The following is a 16,293-nucleotide window of genomic DNA, read 5'->3' on the forward strand; positions in this document are numbered from 1 at the left end:
GTAGGCATGACACGCACAGTTCTGGTAACCGGCGGCGGAACAGGGATCGGGCGCGCAGTTGCAGCAGCGTTCGCCCGAGACGGAGACACAGTTTTCGTCACCGGCCGACGCACGGAAACACTCGAAAAGACCGCGGAGGAGTTGGGCGACGCTGTTCACGCCTTGACGTGTGACAACTCCGACCCGAAAGACCTGAAGCGGTTGCAGGATTCGCTTCCGGGAACCATCGACGTCGTGGTGCACTGCGCCGGCGGTAACACGGACTTCGATCGCGAAGCGCCGTCAGATCTGGAATCCCTGGCCGCCGGGTGGCGTGCCAATCTGGACTCCAACCTCATCTCCGCGGTGTTGACCACAGCCGCAATTCGAGATCGAATCCCCAGTGGCGGTGCCGTCATCACCATCGGATCGATTGCCGCCGACAAGGGCGCGGGAGCGTACGGCGCTGCCAAAGCGGCAGTTGCGACGTGGAATGTCGATCTGGCCGCCGAACTGGGCCCCGAAGGCATCACGGCGAACATCGTCTCCCCCGGTTACATCGCCGACACGGAGTTCTTCCGAGACTTTCTGACGGACGAGCGTCGCGCGATGCTGATCGAATCCACCAGCACCAAGCGCGCCGGAACGCCGGACGACATCGCGTCGGCCGTCCACTTCTTGGCCTCACCTGGCGCCCGGCAGATCACCGGCCAGGTATTGGCAGTCAACGGCGGTGAGAGAACCAGTCGCTGATCATGCCAGGTGGCGCTCGAAGAACGAGTCGATTCGCTTCCAGGCATCCTGCGCTGCAACAGGATCGGGACCGATTCCGACGATGCGCTCCAACGGACGAAGCACCTTGGGTCCGGCCTCCGCGTCGTTGAGGAACGCGTGGCCGGCGGTGGGGTACTCCTTGACGTCGTTCTCGATACCGGCATTGTCGAGCGCCGTCTCCAGTTTCGCTGCCGCGCCCCGGAGCGAAAAGTCCTTGCCTCCGAAACTCCCGACGATCGGGCACGCATCCACCACGGCCTCATCGAGTTTGCGTGGAAGCTGACCGTAATTGACCGATGCAGCATCGAAATCTCCGGCGCTGACCATCGCGAAGCCGCCGCCCATACAGAATCCGATGACACCGATCTTTCCCGTGCAGTCCGGGGATTCCACCAACCAGCTGCGAGCGACTTCGATGTCGGTGAACGCCTTGCCGTGGCCTCGAAGCATCGACGTCATGGTGGGCACGAGGCACCGCTTCGCCCCGCCCGCGCTGTAGAGGTCGACGGCAAGCGTCAGGAATCCCGCAGCGGCCAGCCGCTTGGCTTGACGCTGCATCACCTCCTCGAGCCCGAAAGCCTCGTGAATCATCACTACCCCCGGCCACGGGCCGGGGGTAGTGGGGATTTCGAGTATCGCTCGCAGCGGTTGTGATCCGCCGACTACTGCGGCGCGGCCCGTCAGATCTATGTCCACCATGTCTCGATGCTAGGCCGACACGGCGTCCACAGGCTCGCAAGCGAGGTCAGGGAAGCTGTTTTCCCTGGCCCGCCGCAAGTCCGGACAAGAGCTCGGCGAGCTGCGGCAAGGCGTACGGCGCGCTCAGCGGACCGAAATTGTCGACGAAAGCATTCGAGAGCAGAAGTTCCACCGGCGCATAGGCTCGCGCCTTCACCGCGGGGAGGTTCTGGAAAACTGCGAAGTTCTCGAACCTCGTCGTGGCTTCCTGGTCAGAAGCGAGGCTGAGCAGAATGTCTGCGGGCGCGAGCACCTCCGCCTGTTCCATCGACAGCGCAGTCATCTGCTCGGCGTTGTATCCGCGATAGTTGAGTCCGAGTTCTCGCAGCAGAACCCCGGGTGCACTGGCATCCCCTTGCACATATAACTGATCGCCGTACATCGAGCCGATCATGATCGCCTTGCCGCCCAGACCGTTGAGTGAAGCTGCCGTGTCGGAGATCAGGGCATCGGTCCGGGCGATCGCTGCAGTAGCGGCCTCGTCGACAAAAGCGGCCTGCCCGACCGTGGCAACGCCGTCACGCCACGACGTGGTCCAGTCCAGCGCTACGACCGGCGCGATCTGACTGAGCCTCTCGGCTGCCGGTTCGAGATAAGTCTTCATACCGATGATGAGGTCCGGCGAGTAACGAGCGATGATTTCCGGATTGATTTCGCCTGTGGTGCCGAAGCTTTCGAGATCGGCTATTCCCGCGGTGCTCTGCCACGGCAGTGAACCGCGGTCCCACGATCCTGTGTTGCCGTAGGCGACTGGGTGAACGCCGAGCGAGAGCAGGAATTCCAGATCCGTGAAGTCGCTGGCAACAACGATCCTTTCCGGCTTTCCCGAGATCGTGGTGGTGCCGAGCGCATTGATCACCTCGCGTTGTTCGCCGGCGTCTACGGCATCTGACGTCGTCGAACAACCCGCAAGGATGGCGGCCGCTGCCGCCGCGCCGACGCCGAAGAACCCACGGCGGCTGAGCTGGTCCACAAGTTCAGCGGTCGTCGGTGATTCGCGAATCGTTCCGTACACGTGTGCACTCTCCTTCTCGGCGTCTGCTGCGCGCGCCGAGGGCACAGCGAATGCGAGATTAGCCCACCCTGAGCACGCGTGGGGCTCCTACGTTTCGGTGTACGACAACCATTGACGTTTAAATATATCGATTGATATATTTAAACGAAGTTGTACTGCTCATAGAAACGGAGACCGCATGAGCGCGCCGGCCACCACCCCGCCAACAATTGCCAAGTCCGAACTGGAACTTCGCCGCGAACTCGCCGCCGTCTACCGGTTGCTCGCCCACTTCAAGATGACGGACCTCATCTTCACGCACGTCTCGGTGCGCGTTCCGGGGCCCGAACATCACTTCCTCATCAATCCGTACGGCCTACTCTTCGAAGAGATCACAGCATCCAACCTGGTCAAGATCGATCTCGACGGGAACCTCGTCGAGCCGTCCGAATATCAGGTCAACCCAGCAGGATTCGTAATCCATGGGGCAGTGCACTCCGCGCGGTCAGACGCACAGTGCGTCCTTCATACGCACACCAAGGCCGGCTGCGCCGTCGCAGCACAGGAAGACGGTCTGCTGCCGCTCAACCAGATCTCGATGGAGTTCTACAATCGGGTCGGCTACCACGACTACGAGGGCATCGCTCTCAACACCGCCGAGCGTGAGCGGTTGGTGAAGGATCTCGGCACCCACCCCGCGCTGATTCTCCGCAATCACGGCCTGCTGACTGTCGGCGAGACTGCGTCGGAAGCATTTCTGCGAATGTTCTACCTGGAGAAAGCATGCGACATCCAGATCGCCGCACAGGCTTCCGGCAGTCTGCGCCTACCCTCCCCTGAACTGGCGGAGTACACCGCCAGACAATTCGCGGGCGAGGTGAAAGACGAATTCAGTGACGACCAGGCTTACGAATTAGCCTGGGCTGCACTACTTCGCCTTCTCGATCGAATCGATCCGGAATACAAGAACTGAGGCGAGCGCCCCTCAGGACCCCGGTGCGGCTACAACGCCCACCGGGGTCTTTCCCGTCAGCACCGCAACGACGTTGAGTGCGGACTGCCTGGCCAGAGTCCCCGAGACCGCCGACGAATACCAGGCGGCATGAGGAGTGATCGTCAGGTTCGGAATCTGCAGTATCGGATCATCAGCAGTCGGCGGTTCTGCCGGTAGCACGTCGACCGCAGCGCCGGCCAATCTGCCGCTACGCAAAGCACTTCCGAGCGCTTCGTGATCGACGAGGCCTCCGCGCGAGACGTTGACCAGGAACGATCCCGGCTTCATCGACGCCAAAGCCTGAGCGTCCACGATGCACGCAGTCTCCGCAGTCAACGGAACATGCACGCTCAACACGTCCGATCGACGCAGAAGCTCGTCCCACTCCACGACCTCGACGCCGGGCGCTCCGGCCGAGAGCGAACGCCCCGCTGCCAAGACCGTCATCCCCAGCGCTGCTGCACGGCTGGCAACTGCCTGAGCGATCAGTCCGAATCCATAGAGGCCCAGAACTGTTCCTGCGATCCGACGTGGCGGATACTCCACGACACTCCAACGACCTTGGTGCACTGCGGCATCGAGCGGACCGATGGAGCGCAGCAAGGACAGGATCGACGCCAGCGCGTGATCGGCAACCTCCTCGGTGCAGTAGTCGACCGCGCGAGTGACGGTGACGCCCCGATCATGCGCCGCGCCCACCGGCAGGTGATCGAACCCGGCCGAGGTGGCCGCCAGGAGACGCAGATCCGGCAAGGAGTCGAGATGATGTGCGTCGAGCCCTAGAGTCTCCGGCCCCACCAGTAGCGCGATTATGCCTGCGCCGCTCGGGATCTCGGAACTGAACTCGACGCCGACGTCGATCCCGGCGGCGCCGAGAGTTTCTCGCAGAGTGCCGAGGTCGATGAAATCGTCGAGCACCACGATTCGATCCGTCACGTCCGAGCCTCCGCGGATATCGCTTGCAGGACTGCGTCGACGCCTCGGGCCACCGCGCCGGGAGCCCGAATGGCGTCCATCATGAAGGGATCAAGAATCGACTGCATGGCAAGGCCGTCGGTGAGTCCGACCAACCTGATCGTCACGAGGTCGGGGTCGACATCTGCCGGCACCGACCCCTCCTGTTGCGCCTCCAGAACCGTCTCGCGAACGATCCGGCGCCACCGAGCGAGAAAGCCCGCGATCTCACTGCGAGCTTTCTCTTCCTGTGCGCCTTCGGCATAGAAGAAGAGGAACACGCGCGTCATCGCCAGGCGCCGATCGTCGAGCGGCAAGACACTGGCGGTGATTCCCCGCAACTTTTCGAGCGCCGAGTTGTCGACCTGATCCAGGATGACCTGATACTGATCACCTTGGATGTCCGCGGCCCGGCGCAGCGCGGCGAGGAGAAGTTCGTGTCGAGAATTGAAGTAGTGGTTCAACACTCCGGTCGACCATCCACTCTCCTCGGCAACCGCCCTGGTGGTCACCGCCGAGATACCCTCGCGGGCGATCAGGCTGAGAACAGCGTCGGCCAGCACCAACCGTCGCTCGTCGTGATCAACGACCTTGGGCACGATCTACCTCCTTGTGGCTGCACTCCTGCACGCACCGACCTTCAGGCTATCGGGGCGACTTCGGGTTCCGCCGTCTCCGTGCCCTTTCCGGAAACTCGCTCGTTCCAGATCTTCATGACTGCGGGCGGAGTCGGCGCCGTGGTCAGACTCAGCGCAACGAAGACAACGAGTGCACTCACCAGACCGACGTACACCGGTTCGTTGGCCAGCACGTCGCCGACGACGAACATCGTGATCAGAGTCGCTGCCGTTCCCACCGCCATCGATGCCATCGCTGCGGTTCCGGTGGCCCTCTTCCACACCAGACCACCGAGGATCGGGACGAGCAGGCCGCCCACGAGGATGTCGTACGCAATCGTGAGCGCCGCGACGATGTCGTTGATCAGGGCGGCGAGGACGATACTGACGAGGCCGATCACGATGACGTACAGACGGTTTCCGCGCACATCTGCTTCCGGATCGGACGTATCCAGGCCAGGCTGTGTACGCCCGAAGATCTTCGAGACGAGTGGCAAGACGTCTTGCCGCGCCACGGTGGCAGTAGCGATCAGCGCGCCCGAAGCAGTCGACATCATCGCTGCGACGGCCGCTGCAAGGACAATGCCGCTGAGACCGATCGGGAGAACGTGGACTGCCACGTCGGCGTAGACGTCGTCGGAAGATCCGATGTCAGGCATCAGAGCCGAGGCCGCCAGACCGATCAGTGCACCTGCCACACCGTAAAGCAGGCAGTAGACGCCCGCTGCGACGCCGCCCCAGCGCGCAACTTCGGGCGATTTGGCCGTGAACACACGCTGCCAGATGTCCTGCCCGATAAGGATTCCGAGCGTGTACACGACGAAGAAGGTGATGATCGTGCCGGTGCCGATGGTGCCGAGCGAGAACGCTGCGTCGCCCACACGCTCCTTGATCCCGTCGTACCCACCGGCTTTCGACCATGTGAACGGGAGCAGGAGGAAGAAAATTCCGATGGTCTTGATGACGAACTGAACGACGTCGGTCAGGGTGATCGACCACATGCCGCCCATCGCGGAGTACGCGACGACGATCAATCCACCGAGGATTACGGAGAGCGTCCGGTCGAACCCGAAGAGCACGTTGAAGATAGTGGCGTAGGCAATGGTGGACGTAACGGTGAGCATCAACGTGTAGGCCATCATCACGATGCCGGACGCGCCGGTTGCGTCGATTCCGTAGCGCAACTTCAGCATTCCCGAAACCGTGTATACCTTCAGACGCTGAATCCGGGAGGCGAACAACAGACTCAGCAGGAGCACACCAGCGGCGATGGAGACAACCAACCACATACCGGAGATTCCGTATTTGTAGCCGAGGCCGACACCACCGACCGTGGACGCTCCGCCGATGACGACGGCGGCCATCGTGCTCGTGTAGAGAACTCCGCCGAGCCTTCGACCGGCCACGAGGTACTCGCTGGAGTTGCTCGCGCGGCGTTTGCCCCACCAACCGAACGCCAGCATTGCGGCCAGATAGGTCAGGATTATGGCTATGTCCATGGTGACGATTCCTTCGTGAAGTACCAGCAGGTCCGAGTGCAGACGCCGGTCTCGTCAGACCGCCTGAGGAAACCGTAGAAGACGATTGACGTGAAATAAATCACTTGATACAAATAATCACTTCAGAAATTTCTGATGTATCTGTTCGCGACTCTGCCGAGGTACCCGATGCGCAGCTCACTTCCCGATCTGAAACTGCTTCGGATCTTCACCTCCGTGGTGCGCCACCAGGGCTTCGCGCCGGCGCAACAGGACCTCGGCCTGTCCGCCTCGGCGATCAGCACCTACATGAGCCAGCTCGAACGCCAGCTCGGCATCGTCCTGTGCCACCGCGGCCGCAGTGGGTTCAGTCTGACCAGCAAGGGCGAGCTCTACCACCAGGAGTGCGTCCGCATCCTCGGCGAACTGGAGGGGTTCGAGCGGTATGCCACCGCACTCCAAGGCGAACTGCGGGGAACGATGACCGTCGGGGTGCTGGATTCGACTGTCACGGACTCGACGCTCCCACTCGCCGACGTCATCGGCGAATTCAGCCGAACACACCCCGGCGTCTATCTCGACCTCAAGGTCCAAACTCCGCACGAGCTTCAAGTAGGCGTCCTAGACGACCGTATCGACGTGGCGATCGGCGCATTCGCCTCGCCGATGAACGGTCTGACCGCACAGGCCCTACACCGCGAGCAGCACTGGCTCTACTGCAGCGATAAACATCCACTCTTCGCGAGCAAGCGGGTGCACCCGGACGTCATCACCCGTCAACGAATGGTCACCAGGGGTTATTGGAGCGAAGCCGAATTGGCTCGCCAAGGATTCACCGAGAGATCGGCCACCGTCGAGAACATGGAGGGGCAACTCATTCTCATCCTCTCGGGCGGATACATCGGATATCTACCCGAGCACTACGCCGGATACTGGGTAGACCAGCAACGACTGCGCCCCCTACTGCCTGCCTCCTTCGGCTATCAGGCACCGTTCTCCCTGATCTATCGCCGTGGACGGGCACGCGAACCACTGGTCCTCGCCTTCCGTGAATTGGTCAGAACCAGCGTCGAAGATCAGTAGCGCGGCCACCTCTGATCATGCTGACAAACCGTTTTCTGCACGTCGCCCACCCTTCGACTTGCGCGGCGTGGGAGGATAGACATATCGAGATCGGGACTTCGATGTGAGGGCCCGGATCGAGTTTGTAGGGAGTATCGGTATGGCACAGGGCATCGTGAAGTGGTTCAACGGCGAAAAGGGCTTTGGTTTCATCGCTCCCGACGACGGAACACCGGACGTGTTCGTTCATTACTCTGAAATCTCGGGCAACGGCTACAAGTCGCTCGACGAGAACCAGCGTGTGGAGTTCGAGGTTGGCCAGGGCCAGAAGGGTCCTCAGGCCACCAATGTGCGCGCTGTCTAATCAGTGACACAAGAAGAGGGCCGCACCCGCAAGGGTGCGGCCCTCTTCTGCATCAGGTTCGCCCCTGAATCACTGATCCTGAATGACGGCCAGCGCGCCCACGATGTTCGACTCCGCCACTGATTTCGAGATTCCGAGATCGGCCAGAACACCTGATCCGTCTTCGAGTTCGAGCAGCGCGAGCAGGATGTGTTCGGTTCCGATGTAGTTGTGGCCCAGACGAAGAGCCTCACGGAACGTCAGTTCCAGGACCTTGCGCGCACGAGCGTCGTACGGAATGAGTTCTGGCAGTTCGGAAGTCGGAGCTGGTAGTACACCCGCCACTGCATCCCGAACGGACCCGAGGTCCACCCCCTGCGCCACTATCGCCTTCGCAGCCAACCCGGCAGGCTCCTCGACAAGCCCCAGGATCAGGTGCTCAGGCTGGATCTCTGCATTACCGGCGGCGCGGGCTTCGTTCTGCGAGGCCATGACGACGTTCTTCGCCCGGGGAGTGAACCGGCTGAATCCTTCGTTCGGATCCATCGGCTTCTGATCATTCGGCGCCTTGGGAACAAAACGCTTCTGTGCGGCCTGTTTCGAGACACCCATGCTCGCGCCGATCTCCGTCCACGACGCTCCCGACCTGCGCGCCTGGTCGACGAAGTGGCCGATCAGATGATCTGCAACGTCGCCGAGATGATCAGCTGCGATCACCGCGTCGGACAGTTGGTCGAGCGCGTCGGTGTGCACCTTCTTGATCGCGTCGATGAGGTCGTCGAGTCGAACCTTGTTGGTCATTTCCACTGGCTTGCTCATGCGTCAACCATAGGTTGACGCAATCGAAAACGTCAACCCCAGGTTGACGATCGTTTTCGCCGCCCAGTGATCAGCCGGAAAAGAATTCACGCAGAGCCGGGACAATAGCGTCGTCGGCAACGCCGTGACCCTGACCGGGGATCTCCAAAGTTTTTGTCCCCGAGACTTTTGCAGCGATTCGCGTCGCCGAGGCAGGTGCCCATCGACCACTCTCACCGCCGTACATGACCAACGTGGGGACGGTAATCGAGGCCAGCCAGTCGAGCGACTCGCAGCCGTGATCGCACACGGCGACGTCGTACGGCAAGGTGTGCGCGATGGCGCACATTTCGGGCCAATCGGTACTCCGCTTGATCTCGTCGACCATCTCCGAAGACGCGCCGGTCAGGTCCAGAAAACGGGTCACAGCCCCCTCCCTGTCACCGGCAGCGATCAACCGCTCCAGATCGCTTTGGGCAGTCACGTCACGCTGGTCGTCGTCCATGTACGGCGCCTCGTAAACGGCGAGCTTGCGCATCGGTACGGCCTGCGCGGCAGCTTCCAAAGCCAGCGCAGCACCCGACGACAATCCGTAAACCAGCGGCGTTTCACCGGTGGCAGCGACGACCGCCCGCAAGTCCTCTACCTCGGCGTCGATCGAGAACGCACGACTGTCACCGCTGTCCCCGCGTCCGCGCCGGTCGTACGAGTACACCGTGAAACCCGCCGCCAACTCTGCAGCGAGAGAATCGAACCATCCTCGATCGCAGAACGCTCCGGCAACCAGGACCACCGCTGGTCCGGCACCGGAGCGTTCGTATGCGATGGTCGTACCGTCGCGGGATTGCACTACCTCTGGGGATTGCTCTGTTTGCACGTCGATCTCCTCAGGTTTGGTCAATGCCTACCTGATTAGACCGCCCGCGCTACCGAAACTCATCGGTCCAGTCGGCAGAGGCTTCAGCTGATCTTGTTGTAGAGCGCATCCCAACCCTGTGCCACGTACGAAATCGTGTAGATCGAACCGTAGAACGTGGAGCCACCCAGACTGGTGACGTTGCCCGCCTGCACTGCCGGGAGTCGCTGCCACAGCTTGCTCGCCACCAATGCCTGGTACGCGGCACTGTCCTCGTTTTCGGTGATCATGAAGCCGTCGACGCCGGCCAGCACATCGAGGCCTTCGAGGCTGACGCCACCCTCGGGATCGAGGCCCTCCGAGGTGGCAGTTTTGCCACCGATGTCGCCGAGCGTCATGTCGCTGGGCTTGTCACCCTTCTCGGAGGTACGGATGCTCGTGACGTACAGCGTGTTCGTGTCGGGCATGAACGAGACGCTGGCGACGGTCTTGGACGCAATCTTCTCGGCATGACGACTGCGGATGTCGGAAATCAGATTGTCGTAGTCGAGCGTCAATCGATCGAGTGTGGCCGTTCGACCGAGCCAGCCCGACAGCCGCGAGAGGTTGGTACGCCAGTCGTCGGTGAACTCGGTCGTCAGAACCGGTGCGATGGTGGACATCTCGGCTACCGGCCACCACTCGCTCTCGTAGTTGAGGCACACGATCAGGTCGGGCTCGAGTGCCAAGATCTGTTCGCGGTTGGGGATCTCCGACAGGAACGGTACCGACGAATCGATAGGCACCCACGGTGTCGCCTGGGCGTACGTGTAGCCGACGAGCGGAAGTTCCAGCGCTACAGCAGGTTCCAGGTCGAGTCGAGAGTCGATCGCGACAACCCTCTTGGGATTGACAGGAATGTCGTACGTTCCGAGAGGTGTCGTCACAGAACGCATTTCGGTTTCACCCGAACTGCTCCCGCTGTCACCGCAGGCCGCCAGGAACGCGCCCAGTCCGGCGATGCCGGCACCGAAGCCGAACTGCCGACGCGTGAGGTCCGAAACGAGGCGGTTGTCGGAGTAGCCCTCGGGAAGCAAGAGCGTGGATTGAGCGGGCATGCGTGTCGAACCTCCAGAAGAAATGAATCATCCACTGTTGCGAGCGGATAAGGATGCCCTAACAGCGTACGCAGGGAGGGTCGTCGCGATCGGCCCAGAAATAGTCGGATCAGGCCAAATCGAGCCCCCTACTTGTCGAGTTTGCGCATCTCGACGAAGTAGACCGCGCTGAAGGCGAGGTAGGTGCCGACGATTCCGAGGACCGAGATGATCAGGACGAGAGCGAGAAACATAGCCATGATGGTCTCCACTGACACGGGTTGTTCACGATGTCGATCGAGAGAAAATGGCTTCGAACTGCGGCGCTGCGACTCGAAGCGGGGCCGAAACTTTCGGTTACACACACCACGCTAGCCCCAGGCGTCTCGAGTTTCGATGAACTCGAGGTGAACTCTCCGACGGCTACGTCACACTTTTCTGTCGGACGGTCAGTTCGGTCCGAGCACCTGTCCGGACCATTCGACCAGAGGCGTCAATGCGCGCCACGCTGTGCGAACTTCCTTCAACGTCCTGGCGCTGTCCAGCCACGAGGGGCTTGGGTAACTGCGACCAGCAGTGAGCGACTTGTGACGCAGCAATTCGATCCGCGGGTGATCGACCGTGTATCCGCGAGGCGCCGTCTTGAGCTTGTCGCCGCCGATGGTGAATCCGGCCTTCTCGACGGAGGCCAGGATCTTCTCGAGCTCCGGCCCTCGAACGTCGTCGTCGACAGCCGCACGATAACGCGCGATAGTCTCCGAACTGCTGGCGTAGAAACCACCGGCCACCATCAACCCTGCCGCGTCGATCTGCACGTAGTAGCCACAGCTCTCGGCGAGACCGACGAACGCGCCCTGATGTGTCTTGTACGGAATCTTGTCCTTCGAGAATCGAACGTCTCGATATGGCCGAAAGAGCTTGGCCGCGCCGAATTCGTCCTCCAACGCCGCGGTCAACGACGCCATCGGACGACGAACCACCTCGTCGTACGTCTCCTTGTGCGCTGCCCACCAGGTTTTGCTGTTGTCGGCTTCCAGGTCTTCGTAGAAGTCGAGTGCAGCAACGGGTATGCCAGTGAACGCAGCCATGGCGTAAGCCTAGCTGCCTGTTCGGCTTTGGACCGCCTGCCCTGCACCGATGCCCGGATCGGCCGAAATCCGTAGACTGCATGGGGATGATTTCCGAAATACAAGCATGGGAACTGACCGACACCAACCGAGACTGGCTGATACACCGACCTGTCGAGATCGCGATCTACGTGGCGCTCGCAGTCGTACTGCGCTTCGCGCTGCACCGCGGGATCGATCGAATGTCGAAGCCCCGTAAGTCTCCGAATGCCAAGGTGAACGAGCGCAGATCGCAGAGAGCCCGGACCATCGGTTCGGTACTCAAGTCGACGGTGTCCATCGTCATCCTCGTCTGGTGTGTGCTGCAGATCCTCGGCATTCTCGGGATCAACGTCGCGCCGTTCATCGCATCCGCCGGAGTCATCGGTCTTGCCATCGGTTTCGGTGCACAAAACCTGGTGCGTGACTTCCTCTCCGGCATCTTCATGTTGCTCGAGGATCAGTACGGTGTCGGCGACGTCGTCGATCTCGGCGACGCGGTCGGGACCGTCGAAACCGTGGGCCTGCGAGTTACCACGATTCGAGATGTCAACGGCACCTTGTGGTACTGCCGCAACGGCGAAATCCTGCGAGTCGGCAACATGAGTCAGGGTTACGCCACTGCAGTTCTCGATCTCCCGATCGCCCACAACGCGAACGTGCACAAAGCATGTGAGGTGGCAACGCGAGCTGTCCTCGAGGCGGCGGAGTCCGAACCGATCAGGGCGGACATGATCGACAAGCCGGAGATGCTGGGAGTCAATTCGGTTACTGCCGAGGCAATTACCATTAGAGTGACGGCGCAGGTCAAGCCTGGACGCCAATGGGCAGTCCAGCGCGCATTTGCGCGCTCGGCGCTGACTGCGTTCGAAGAGCAGGGAATCGAGGCACCGTACCTGCCTGTTCTGCGATGACGGTTGAGACGGAAGCGTCTGCCCTTTTCATCAACTACGCGAGCCCTCGGCGGGGTCGATACCGCCGGGGGCTCGCCGGTGTCTGAAGCGTGCTTCAGACGATGGAGGTCGAGACCTCCCGGTTTGCCGAGGTGTTACCGAAAACCCTGTGCAGGAACATCGTCAGCGCAATCGCTGCGACGATGCCGATCAGCGGCGGGATTCCCACTTCGAACTCACCGGAAAGCCATGCGAGGAACGCTGCGACGGCATAGACGGCGAGGTTTCGCCAGTGGACCGGCTGCGGGGTGTAACCCTCGGGAATGCCGCGCCGCCAGCGGCACAGGAAGTCCGCGATGATCACACCGCCCAATGGCGGGATGAACGTTCCGAGAAGGCTCAGGTAGTCGACTAGATGGTTGTGCACGCCGGTCAGGGCGAGTGCCGTTCCGATCACACATCCACCGATGACGAACGGGGTCTTGCGGGGCTTTCTGAACAATTCGGCACCGGCCACCCCGAAGGCGTAAGCGGTGTCGGCGTTGCTCTTCCAGAGATTCCCGAACAGCAAGACCAGGCCCCAGCCGACAAGCCCGAGGTTGTAGAGAATCAGCACGAAGTCACCCTCGTGGAACGTGATGGCTCCGATGGCACCGAACAGGATCATCAATCCGTTTCCGAGCAGGAACCCGATAACGCAGGCCCACACCGCTTGTGATCCGGAACGGGCAAACCTGGTCCAGTTGGGCGCTTGCGTTCCCGCCGATACAAATGTGCCGACCACAGTGGTGATTGCGAGCGCGATCGTCATGGTCGTCTGTGGTTGAACCGAGACCAGGCCGGAGAATCCACCGACTTCCTCGAGGGACCGGAACACGACCCAGCAGGCCAACGCCAGGATCAAGGGCGTCGAGACGAGCGAGACCCAATACATTCCGCGGTAGCCGTAGCAGGCAGTGATGCACATCAAGATGCTCGCCGCGATCATCACCGACGCTCGCGCGAGATAGGAATCCCAGCCCAATGCCTGCGCGGTGAGATCGCCGATTGTGCCGATGATCACTCCGTACCAGCCGATCTGGGTACCGCCCAGCAGGATCGAAGCGAGCTTGGACCCGCGAGTGCCGAAACTGTAGCGCGCCATCACAACTGTTGTGAGTCCGGTTCGGGCTCCGACGAACCCCATCATGGCGACGTACACCCCCAAGATGGCGGATCCGGCGGCGATCACCACCATCAGTTTCCAGAACGAGAACGCGGTACCGAGCGCTGCTCCGGCCAACATCGTCGGTGTGAAGATGGTGAACCCCAACAACACCACCGCGAGTGAGAAGAACGGCTTTCGTGCATGAAGCGGAACCGGAGTAACGGGATAGTCCGGGTCGACCGGAGGGCCTACGCTCTCCGAATCGCCTGCGACCGTGGCAGGTTCGACGGCGCTGCTCATACAACTTCGCCGATGTCTTCGAGCCACAGACTCGGGCGCTCGGTCAGCATGCGGTCCATCAGTGCCACACACTCCGCGTCGTCGACGACGTCGACCTGAATTCCGCTGCTGCGCAACCATTCTTCCGACGCTTCGAAGGAACGATTTTCGCCGACCACGATTCGAGGGATCTCGTACAGGCGCGCAGTTCCGGCGCACATGAAGCACGGCGACAAAGTCGTGTAGAGGACACACTCGCGATACACCGAGGCCGGCAGCCGTCCGGCACGCTCGATGCAGTCGGTCTCTCCATGACGGATGGCGCTGTTCATCTGGACCCGACGGTTACGTCCGACTGCGAGAACCTCGCCGCGGTGAATCAGCGCCGCGCCGATCGGCACGCCGCCCTCCTCCCAACCGATCTTCGCCTGTTCGATCGCAAGTCCGAGAAAATACTCATCGGTGTGTGCCGGGTGATTCATGTGCGCTCCTGGAGTCTGACCAAAATCGTCGATTGTGGCTCGTGTCACAATCCGACCACGGTGGTAACAGCCCGACAAGGGACAACCTGTCAGTTCGGCAGAACTAGCTCTATGACGAAGTGCCCCCTCGGCGGACGATATAGAAATGCTTCCGACTCTGCGACAAGTTCTTGCGATGCCCTCGTTCAAGGCCGCCGCAATCGAGGTGCTCGCGGGCGACGTCGATACCGCGGTGGTTCGCTGGGTCCATTCTTCCGAGGTGTACGAGATGGGTGGGCTGCTGTCCGGAGGAGAGGTCCTTCTGACCACGGGCCTCGGTCTCCACGGGCGGTCTCCCGAGCAGCTCACCGCCTACATCGACCAGTTGGCGGACGCAGGATGCGTCGCGCTCGCGATGGAAGTCGGTCGCTCGTTCCTCACGGCCCCTCCCGAACTCGTCGAAGCTTCGCGCCGACGCGGGCTCGCGTTCTTGGCCCTGCACGCGGTAGTGCCCTTCGAGCGGATGGTCGAAGACTTTCACGACCTGATGCTCCGCCGCACTCTCGGTTCGGCGCAAGCGGGCGAGCCTGTCTGGCAAGAACTTCTGAGTCTCGTGGTCGCAGGCCAGGGCATGACCGCGCTGCTCGACAAGGTGTCACGACTCGCGGGGTGCGCCGTCGATCTGCTCGACGCGGATGGCAGAACCGTCGAGCGCAGCACAACCGGCGAAGAGCGATCCGAGACCGAGCGCACGATCCACGACGTACGCGGCCCGACGAACTCGCTCGGTCGACTTGTCCTGTGCGGGCGCGCAACCACACGTCGAACCGCCGTCGCAAACTGCGCCGCCGTCGCCGTGGCTCTGGAACTCGGACGTCACGGCGATCTCGGCCCACGACAGTCACTCGCGCAATCGGTGATCACCGACGTGGTGGGCGGTGTGCTCACATCACACGGCGACTTGTCCGAGCGACTGACAGCGGCCGGGTGGACGCCGTTGTCGGAGGGGCACCATGTCCTCGTCGCCGCTGTCGACGTCGATCGGCAAACGCCGGTTCGAGAGCTCGCTGACCAAGTACGCGACGCCGTGCGGGCCGTGCTCGGTTCCTGCGTCGTCGGGACTGCGGCCAATCACGTCATCGTGCTCGCGCACGGGTGGGCGTCCGCATCCCCGGCACGAGTTCGGGCCACCTTCACCGAAGCCGACGAGCTGCTACGCCGCGGGCCGGGCGGTTCCGCAGTACGCACGCTCGGAGTTGCGACGCCGGCCGAGGATCTGTCCGGCGTCGGGGCGGCGGTCGCGCAAGCTCGCGAGGTCGTCCAGATCGCGCGACGCTTCGGCACCCGGACCGGCGTGATCCTCGCGAGGGACGTCGGCGTCCAACGACTCCTCGCCGCCGGCACGACGCCCGCTTCCCTGTCCTCGTTCGTCACGGAACAACTCGGTTCGCTGATCGCCTACGACACAGCACATTCCGCCGACCTCGTCCGAACACTCGACGCGTACCTCGCACATCGGGGCGGCAAGGCGAGAACCGCGGATTTCCTCGGCATCCGGCGTCAGTCGCTTTATGCACGGCTCACGCGCATCGAGAAGCTGATGGGTGTTTCCCTCGACGATCCGGCACAGGTGGTGTGTCTCGGGCTTGCGCTGACCGCATGGCGCATGCGCACCGGCCTTGATCCACAAGCAGCGTTCGAGCGTCTCCCCGGGTGAGCAACCGAGCTTCTGCGATGATGGACG

17 protein-coding genes are annotated in these 16,293 nt (G+C 62.0%); 6 read left to right on the forward strand and 11 right to left on the reverse strand.

Going from position 1 to position 16,293, the window contains the following annotated elements; translation table 11 throughout:
• Nucleotides 1–6 precede the first annotated feature (6 nt).
• Nucleotides 7–732, forward strand: coding sequence for an SDR family NAD(P)-dependent oxidoreductase (locus I7X09_RS11915; RefSeq protein WP_166808987.1), 726 nt, complete (start codon nt 7–9; stop codon nt 730–732).
• On the opposite strand, the gene I7X09_RS11920 is transcribed toward I7X09_RS11915, so the two are convergent.
• Both I7X09_RS11920 and I7X09_RS11925 read right to left on the reverse strand, forming a co-directional pair.
• Nucleotides 733–1,452 (reverse strand): dienelactone hydrolase family protein, encoded by a 720-nt coding sequence (locus tag I7X09_RS11920; protein ID WP_166808986.1) that lies wholly within the window; start codon nt 1,450–1,452, stop codon nt 733–735. It abuts the gene before it with no gap.
• A 46-nt stretch (nt 1,453–1,498) separates the two neighbouring features.
• Complete coding sequence (locus I7X09_RS11925; RefSeq protein WP_234036888.1) at nt 1,499–2,551, reverse strand: ABC transporter substrate-binding protein; 1,053 nt, start codon at nt 2,549–2,551, stop codon at nt 1,499–1,501.
• Nucleotides 2,552–2,684: 133 nt separating this feature from the next.
• On the opposite strand from I7X09_RS11925, the gene I7X09_RS11930 reads away from it, so the two are divergent.
• Nucleotides 2,685–3,458: a class II aldolase/adducin family protein gene (locus I7X09_RS11930; protein WP_095972079.1), complete on the forward strand. Its 774-nt coding sequence runs from the start codon at nt 2,685–2,687 to the stop codon at nt 3,456–3,458.
• 12 nt (nt 3,459–3,470) lie between these two features.
• Here I7X09_RS11930 and I7X09_RS11935 read toward each other — a convergent pair whose 3' ends face one another.
• From I7X09_RS11935 to I7X09_RS11945, 3 genes are read right to left on the reverse strand one after another with little or no spacing between them, the layout of a single operon-like run.
• A complete protein-coding gene (locus I7X09_RS11935; RefSeq protein ID WP_200316951.1) occupies nt 3,471–4,415 on the reverse strand; it encodes a C-terminal binding protein in 945 nt (314 codons plus the stop codon).
• On the reverse strand, nt 4,412–5,032 hold the full coding sequence (locus tag I7X09_RS11940) for a TetR/AcrR family transcriptional regulator (protein ID WP_054826364.1): 621 nt from the start codon (nt 5,030–5,032) through the stop codon (nt 4,412–4,414). The genes I7X09_RS11935 and I7X09_RS11940 overlap by 4 nt, the downstream gene beginning before the upstream one ends.
• A gap of 41 nt (nt 5,033–5,073) precedes the next feature.
• Entirely contained in the window at nt 5,074–6,549 is a 1,476-nt protein-coding gene (locus I7X09_RS11945; RefSeq protein ID WP_166808984.1) for a sodium:solute symporter, read from the reverse strand.
• A 168-nt stretch (nt 6,550–6,717) separates the two neighbouring features.
• On the opposite strand from I7X09_RS11945, the gene I7X09_RS11950 reads away from it, so the two are divergent.
• Both I7X09_RS11950 and I7X09_RS11955 read left to right on the forward strand, forming a co-directional pair.
• Complete coding sequence (locus I7X09_RS11950; RefSeq protein ID WP_095972124.1) at nt 6,718–7,611, forward strand: LysR family transcriptional regulator; 894 nt, start codon at nt 6,718–6,720, stop codon at nt 7,609–7,611.
• Nucleotides 7,612–7,750: 139 nt separating this feature from the next.
• Nucleotides 7,751–7,954 carry a cold-shock protein gene (locus tag I7X09_RS11955; protein ID WP_003939930.1) on the forward strand — a complete coding sequence of 68 codons (204 nt, stop codon included), beginning with the start codon at nt 7,751–7,753 and terminating at the stop codon, nt 7,952–7,954.
• Between the two features lie 69 nt (nt 7,955–8,023).
• Here I7X09_RS11955 and I7X09_RS11960 read toward each other — a convergent pair whose 3' ends face one another.
• The 4 genes from I7X09_RS11960 to I7X09_RS11975 form a co-directional block, all read right to left on the reverse strand.
• Entirely contained in the window at nt 8,024–8,752 is a 729-nt protein-coding gene (locus I7X09_RS11960) for a Clp protease N-terminal domain-containing protein (RefSeq protein ID WP_200316953.1), read from the reverse strand.
• Nucleotides 8,753–8,822: 70 nt separating this feature from the next.
• Nucleotides 8,823–9,608 (reverse strand): alpha/beta fold hydrolase, encoded by a 786-nt coding sequence (locus tag I7X09_RS11965; protein ID WP_166808982.1) that lies wholly within the window; start codon nt 9,606–9,608, stop codon nt 8,823–8,825.
• A gap of 83 nt (nt 9,609–9,691) precedes the next feature.
• Nucleotides 9,692–10,684: an ABC transporter substrate-binding protein gene (locus tag I7X09_RS11970; protein WP_007729992.1), complete on the reverse strand. Its 993-nt coding sequence runs from the start codon at nt 10,682–10,684 to the stop codon at nt 9,692–9,694.
• A gap of 428 nt (nt 10,685–11,112) precedes the next feature.
• On the reverse strand, nt 11,113–11,751 hold the full coding sequence (locus I7X09_RS11975; protein ID WP_200316955.1) for a DUF2461 domain-containing protein: 639 nt from the start codon (nt 11,749–11,751) through the stop codon (nt 11,113–11,115).
• A gap of 80 nt (nt 11,752–11,831) precedes the next feature.
• Here I7X09_RS11975 and I7X09_RS11980 point away from each other — a divergent pair, with 80 nt between their 5' ends.
• A complete protein-coding gene (locus I7X09_RS11980; protein WP_019745515.1) occupies nt 11,832–12,683 on the forward strand; it encodes a mechanosensitive ion channel family protein in 852 nt (283 codons plus the stop codon).
• Nucleotides 12,684–12,777: 94 nt separating this feature from the next.
• On the opposite strand, the gene codB is transcribed toward I7X09_RS11980, so the two are convergent.
• Entirely contained in the window at nt 12,778–14,109 is a 1,332-nt protein-coding gene (codB, locus tag I7X09_RS11985; RefSeq protein ID WP_200316957.1) for a cytosine permease, read from the reverse strand.
• Nucleotides 14,106–14,570 carry a nucleoside deaminase gene (locus I7X09_RS11990; RefSeq protein ID WP_021331861.1) on the reverse strand — a complete coding sequence of 155 codons (465 nt, stop codon included), beginning with the start codon at nt 14,568–14,570 and terminating at the stop codon, nt 14,106–14,108. The genes codB and I7X09_RS11990 overlap by 4 nt, the downstream gene beginning before the upstream one ends.
• 175 nt (nt 14,571–14,745) lie before the next feature.
• Here I7X09_RS11990 and I7X09_RS11995 point away from each other — a divergent pair, with 175 nt between their 5' ends.
• A complete protein-coding gene (locus tag I7X09_RS11995) occupies nt 14,746–16,266 on the forward strand; it encodes a PucR family transcriptional regulator (protein ID WP_234036889.1) in 1,521 nt (506 codons plus the stop codon).
• Nucleotides 16,267–16,293: the final 27 nt, after the last annotated feature.

This window comes from Rhodococcus sp. P-2 (assembly GCF_016598535.1).
GTDB lineage: Bacteria > Actinomycetota > Actinomycetes > Mycobacteriales > Mycobacteriaceae > Rhodococcus_F > Rhodococcus_F baikonurensis.